1 pseudogene is annotated in these 451 nt (G+C 54.8%); it reads right to left on the bottom strand.

Going from position 1 to position 451, the window contains the following annotated elements:
- Positions 1 to 407, bottom strand: a pseudogene (locus HMPREF3048_RS09585) (hypothetical protein); the annotation flags it as partial.
- Positions 408 to 451: the final 44 nt, after the last annotated feature.

Raw genomic sequence — 451 nt, forward strand, 5'->3', positions numbered from 1 at the left:
GCGTCCTGCTCAGCTTCAGCCTGGTCTTGTACCTTCTCCTCGGCCTTGTCGTTAGCCTTGTCATTAGCCTTGGCCGGGGCTTCTGCTTCTGCTTCGACCTGTGCTGGTGCTTCTGCTTTGTCGTCTGCCTTGTCGTCTGCCTTGTCGGCGGCGGGTGCTTCTACCTTGTTTTCTTCCTTGGCGGGTGCTTCTGGTTTGTTGTCGATGATGGCACCTGCCATGGCACTGAAGTCGCCGATTTCAAGGTTGTCAGCAGCAATACGCGGGGTGTTGATTTTTAGTACATCCCAGTCGGCGGGGACAACTGCGTTGCCGTTGGGGGTTTCAAGCAGGTATGGCTTTTCCGAGTAGTTGAACTTGCCAAACTGGTAGAGGTAGTTCATCACCGAGTCATACTCAGGAGCCATCGGAAGGGATACACCCTTAATAAGGTCGCCGACGGTGTCGTTGG

The organism is Corynebacterium sp. HMSC075D04, from assembly GCF_001815635.1.
Classification (GTDB): domain Bacteria; phylum Actinomycetota; class Actinomycetes; order Mycobacteriales; family Mycobacteriaceae; genus Corynebacterium; species Corynebacterium coyleae.